The sequence below is a fragment of the Variovorax sp. 01T439_2 genome, from assembly GCF_056398445.1.
In genome coordinates this window covers 1-5,140 of sequence record NZ_JBFTPJ010000470.1, presented here as the reverse complement: position 1 = coordinate 5,140, position 5,140 = coordinate 1, and the positions used below count along the sequence as shown (strand labels likewise).

Sequence of the window (5,140 nt, the reverse complement as noted above, 5' to 3'; positions counted from 1 at the left end):
GCTGAGTGCAGTCGCCCGCGACCGCGCTGAAGGATGCGCCTCGGGTCGTCACACCCCCGCAGGCTCGAGCACGAACGCGAACTCCAGCGTGTGGAACGGCGCTTCCTGCACGCTCCCGTCGGGCGCGCGCCCTGCGGCGTGCTGCGCGAAGTCGCCGATCAGCGAACTGCGCACGCCGAACACCGCATCGCTGTCGAGGTAGGGATCGCCCTCGCGGAAGACGTGCGTGATCAGCGTCTCGTAGCCCGGCGCCTGGACCATGAAGTGCACATGCGCGGGGCGCCATGGATGCCGCCGGGTTGCGCGCAGCATCGCGCCGACCGGTCCATCGGTGGGAATCGGGTAGGCCACCGGCGCCACGCCGCGAAACCACAGCCGGCCCTCGGCGTTGGTGCGCAGGACCGCCCGCCCTTGCGGCTGCGCGCCGGGCCGCTGCACGTCGTAGAAGCCTTCGGCGTCGGCCTCCCAGACATCGACCACCGCGTCGGCGACCGGCTCGCCGCCGGGTCCGCGCACCGTGGCTTGCACGAACAGCGGCTCGCCCACCGCGCCACCCGAGATGTCGCTGCCCAGCGGCAGCTGCGGCGCGCCCGCCACGTGGAAGGGGCCGAACACGGTGGCCTCGGTGGCCTGAGGGCTCTCCGCTGCGCATCGCACTTCTGGCCCGTGGCGGTCAGGAACTCGATGCCGGCGCTCCATTCGGCCTCGGTCAGCTTCACTTCGCGCGCGAAGTCGTGCAGGTGGCGCACGAGCGCCGACATCACTTCCTTCAGGCGCGCGTCCTCGCAGCCGGCCATGCGTTCGAGCACGGCGGCGGTGATGGTGTGTTCATCGATGTTTCGCATGGAAGCCCCGCTCCAGGTCGGAAGAAGAAAAAGAAGGCGCGGGCGGCAGGAGCCGCCGCTGCGTCGGGAACAGGGACCAGGCCCAGCGCTGCTGCGCCCAGCCCCACAGCCCCTGCTTGAAGAAGAGCGTCACACCGATGGCCAGCAGCCCGAGCCCGAGCAGGTACCAGGTGCCGTAGTCGCTGAGGAACTTGTTCAAGGCCCAGAAGACCAGCGCGCCCACCAGCGGCCCCTCGATGCGGCCGATGCCGCCGATCACCACCATGAAGATCGCGAACGCCGTCCAGTTGACGCTGAAGGCCGCGTCGGGGCTGATGCGCAGGTTGCCGACGAAGTAGAGCGCGCCCGCGAGTCCCGCACCGAAGGCCGCCACCACATACACCGCGAGCTTCATGCGCGCCACCGGAACGCCCTGCGACTCCGCGGCCACCTCGTTGTCGCGGATGGCCAACAGCGCGAGCCCGCGCTTGCTGCGCAGGAACAGGTAGACCAGCGCAACGGCCGCGACCACGCAGGCCAGCGCCATCCAGTAGGTGGTTCTTTCGCGCGTGGTGCGTTCGATGCCGCGCAGCGCCGTGAGCGTGGTGCCCGAGCCGCCGCCCACCGCCGACACGTTGGCGAAGCTCAGGCGGAACACCTCGGCGATCACCCAGGTGCCGATGGCGAAGTAGCCGCCCGACAATCGGAACGCGACGAAGGACACGGGCACGGCGATGAGCCCTGCCGCGAGCGCGCCCAGCGGCACCGCCACGAAGGGGTTGACGTCCGCGAAATTGCCGAGCATCAGCATGACGTAGCCGCCGAAGCCGAAGAAGGCCTGCTGCCCGATGCTCACCATGCCGCCGTAGCCGGCGAGCAGGTTCCACATCATCGCGAAGATGAAGTAGCAGGCGATCTCGACGAACTCTCGCATCCAGCTCGGCTCGCCCCACAAAGGCAGGCTGGCGGCGATCAGCACGAGCGCGGTGCCGGCGGCGAGCGCGATGCGGCTCGCGGCGGTGGCGCGCTCGACGTCAATGAGGGGTGGGGGCATGTTCGTCATCGGCTTCATCCACGTGTCTTCGGAAAAAGGCCCTGCGGCCGCAGCACCAGCACGACCAGGAACACGATGTGTCCGGCCCAGATGCCCCAGCCCGGATCGAGCCGGAAGCCGATCTGCTGCGTGATGCCCAGGATCATCGCGCCGGCCAGCGTGCCCCAGAACGAGCCCATGCCGCCGATGATCACGGCCTCGAAGGCGAACAGCAGCAGCAGCGGGCCGTCCGACGGCGACACCGTGGTGCGCATGCCCTGCAGCGCACCGGCGATGGCGATCAGCACGAAGGCAATGGCGGTCGCAAAGGCATAGACCTTCTTCGCGTCCAGGCCCATGAGTTCGGCGATCTCGCGGTCGTCGGACACCGCGCGGAACGAGCGGCCCAGCGCCGTGCGCGCGAAGAGCCATTGCAGCGCGGCCGTTGCAACCAGCGCGACGGCCAGCACGACGAGCGGCAGCACGCCGAGCGAGAGCGTGTCGCCCAGCGCCACGCCCTGCGTGCTGAGCCCGCCGGTCTCGATGGCGCGCGGGTCGGCCGAGAACAGTTCGAGCAGCAGGTTCTGGATGACGATCGACAAGCCGAAGGTGACGACGAGCGAGGGCAGCGGGTCTTTGCCGAGCGTGCCGTTGAGCACGTAGCGCTGCAGCGCGTAGCCGAACACGAAGGCCACCGGCAGCACCCCGAGCGCGACCATGGCAACGAGCCCCGGCGTGGCATCGCCCGCCACCGACACGCCCGCAATGACCGCGAAGGCGCCGAGGATGATGAAGTCGCCCTGCGCCGTGTTGGTGAGCCGCATGACGCCGAACATCAGCGACTGGCCGAGTGCGAACAGCGTGTAGAGGCCGCCGAGCAGCACGCCCTGGATGACGGTCTCAAGCATGGGCGGCCTCGATGCCGAAGTAGGCCTGCGAGATCTGCTCGCGCGTGAGTTCGCCCGACTTTCCTTCGAGCGACACGCGGCCTTCCTGGAAGCAGTAGATGCGCTGCGAGACCTGCCGCGCCATCGTCACGTCCTGCTCGACGATGACGACGGTCATGCCTTCGCCCGTGATGGCGGGCATGGCCGCATAGATCTCGCGGATGACGATCGGCGCAAGGCCGAGCGAGAGCTCGTCGCACAGCAGCACTTCGGGATTGCTCATGAGCGCGCGGCCGAGCGCCACCATCTGCTGCTGGCCGCCGGACAGCGAGGTGCCGGGCGCGTGGCGCTTCTCGGCGAGGATGGGGAACAGGGCGTACAGGCGCTGCAGGTTCCACGGACCCTTGCGGGCCGCGGTGGCGCCCATGCGCAGGTTCTCCTCGACGCTCAGGCTCGGGAAGAGGCGCCGGCCCTCGGGGACCATGGCCAGGCCACGCCGGACGATCTCGCCAGGCGGTAGGCCGCCGATGGGTTCGCCCTTGAAGCGGATGGTTTCCCGCGGGACGCGGACGAGGCCCGCGAGGCTCTTGAGGAAGGTGGATTTGCCGGCGCCGTTGGCACCGATGATGGCGACGAGCTCGCCGGCGGCCAGCGTGAAGTCGATGCCGAAGAGAGCCTGGGCGTCGCGGTAGAAGGCCTGGAGGCCGTGGGTTTCGAGCAGGGCGTTCATGATCTTTGCTCCCTCCCCTTGCGGGGGAGGGCTGGGGTGGGGGCAAGCGGCGTTGGAGTGGTGGCGCCGTCGCGCCCCCATCCCGGCCTTCCCCCGGAAGGGGAAGGAGCAATACAAGAAAACGCGCTCATGCTTCCATCCCCATGTAAACCCGACGCACCTCGGAATCGTTCATCACCGCGAGCGGCGCCCCCTCCGCCAGCTTCTGCCCGAAGTTGATGACGAACAGCCGGTCCGCGAGCGACAGCAGCGCATGCACCACATGCTCGATCCAGATCATGGTCACGCCGCGCGCCTTGATGCGCCTCAGTTCCGCCACCAGCACCGCGGCCTCGGGCTCCGTCAGGCCGCCCGCGATCTCGTCGAGCAGCAGCAGGCGCGGCTTCGTCGCAAGCGCGCGCGCAAGCTCCAGCCGCTTGCGGTCGAGCAGCGTGAGCCCGCCGGCCGGCTTGTTCGCGTGCGGCATCAGCCCCGTCTGCGCGAGCACTTCGTGCGCCGTGCGCCATGCCTCGCGCTCGGTCTGCTGCCCGCCGAAGCAGGCCGCGGTCACCAGGTTCTCGAACACGCTCATGTTCCCGAAGGGCTGCGGCACCTGGTAGCTGCGCCCGATGCCCGCATGGCAGCGCTGGTGCGGCTTGAGCCGCGTCACGTCGCGCCCCGCGTACTCCACGCGCCCCGCATCGACGCGCGCGTCGCCCGAGATCAGGTTGAACAGCGTGGTCTTCCCCGCCCCGTTGGGCCCGAGGATGCCGAGCGTCTCGCCCTCGGCCACTTCGAGCGAGATGTCGTCGGTGACCCGAAGCGCGCCGTACGACTTGCTCACCGCATGCAATGCCAGCAGTGCCATGGCGTTCCTCAGAGCAGCCGCAGCGTGCCGCCGGCCGGAATGCCCTTGGCCGCTTCGTTGTTCACGATGCCGAGCTCGACCTTGTACTTCTTGCCCTTGCCCCACTGGCCGAGCACCAGCGGCGTCTTGCTGACGTTCTTGAACGGGCCCGGCCCGCCCCACTTCACCGGGCCGACCACGGAATCGATCGAAGTCGATGCGACCGCATCGCGCACATCGCCGGCCTTCAGCGACTTGGCACGCGACAGCGCGTTCGCCGCCAGTTCGAACAGCGCATGCGCGAAGCCGATGGGCTGCGTCCACTGCTTCTTCGCACCGGCCTCGTAGGCCTCGGCCAGCGCCTTTGCGCTTTGCTGCGTGAGGCTCGACGTGAACGGATGCGAGGGGCTCCACCACACCTCGGTCGAGAGCCCGTCGCCCAGGTCGCCCAGCGCCTCGATCGCGCCCGGGAACAGCAGCGCCTTGCCGAGCGTGACGACCTTCGGCTTGAAGCCCTGCTGCCGCGCCTGCGCGAGGAAGGTCTTGGCGTCGGGCGGGATCACCACGCCGGTGACGATCTCGACGTTGTCGCGCTTGAAGGCCGCGATCTGCGCGCTGAAGTCCTGCGTGCCGTTCTGGAAGCGGCCGGGATCGGTGAGCGTGAAGCCCATCTGCGCGAGCGGCTTCGGAAAGCCCAGTTCCTTGTCGCCCCAGGCATTGCCGTCGCCATCGTTGGGAAACAGGCCGCCGACCTTCCTGTTGGTGGCCACGGTCTTCCAGCCGTTGGTGAAGTTGGCGATGACGTCCTCGAGCCCCCAAAACAGGTGGTAGGTCCAGTTG

Annotated in this window: 5 protein-coding genes and 1 pseudogene; all 6 read right to left on the bottom strand. The window is 68.9% G+C overall.

Annotation, left to right across the window (positions count from 1 at the left end):
* Positions 1–48 precede the first annotated feature (48 nt).
* A pseudogene (locus tag AC1DOC_RS20695) lies at positions 49–845 on the bottom strand (dioxygenase family protein).
* On the bottom strand, positions 829–1,878 hold the full coding sequence (locus tag AC1DOC_RS20690; protein ID WP_307596777.1) for a branched-chain amino acid ABC transporter permease: 1,050 nt from the start codon (positions 1,876–1,878) through the stop codon (positions 829–831). The pseudogene AC1DOC_RS20695 and the gene AC1DOC_RS20690 overlap by 17 nt, the downstream one beginning before the upstream one ends.
* A 14-nt stretch (positions 1,879–1,892) precedes the next feature.
* Positions 1,893–2,765 carry a branched-chain amino acid ABC transporter permease gene (locus AC1DOC_RS20685; protein ID WP_062365219.1) on the bottom strand — a complete coding sequence of 291 codons (873 nt, stop codon included), beginning with the start codon at positions 2,763–2,765 and terminating at the stop codon, positions 1,893–1,895.
* Entirely contained in the window at positions 2,758–3,474 is a 717-nt protein-coding gene (locus tag AC1DOC_RS20680; protein WP_307596776.1) for an ABC transporter ATP-binding protein, read from the bottom strand. Before AC1DOC_RS20680 ends, AC1DOC_RS20685 begins: the two co-directional genes overlap by 8 nt.
* Before the next feature lie 127 nt (positions 3,475–3,601).
* Complete coding sequence (locus AC1DOC_RS20675) at positions 3,602–4,321, bottom strand: ABC transporter ATP-binding protein (protein ID WP_062365217.1); 720 nt, start codon at positions 4,319–4,321, stop codon at positions 3,602–3,604.
* Positions 4,322–4,329: 8 nt separating this feature from the next.
* The coding region (locus AC1DOC_RS20670; protein ID WP_478130395.1) for an ABC transporter substrate-binding protein at positions 4,330–5,140 on the bottom strand (811 nt) is incomplete at its 5' end.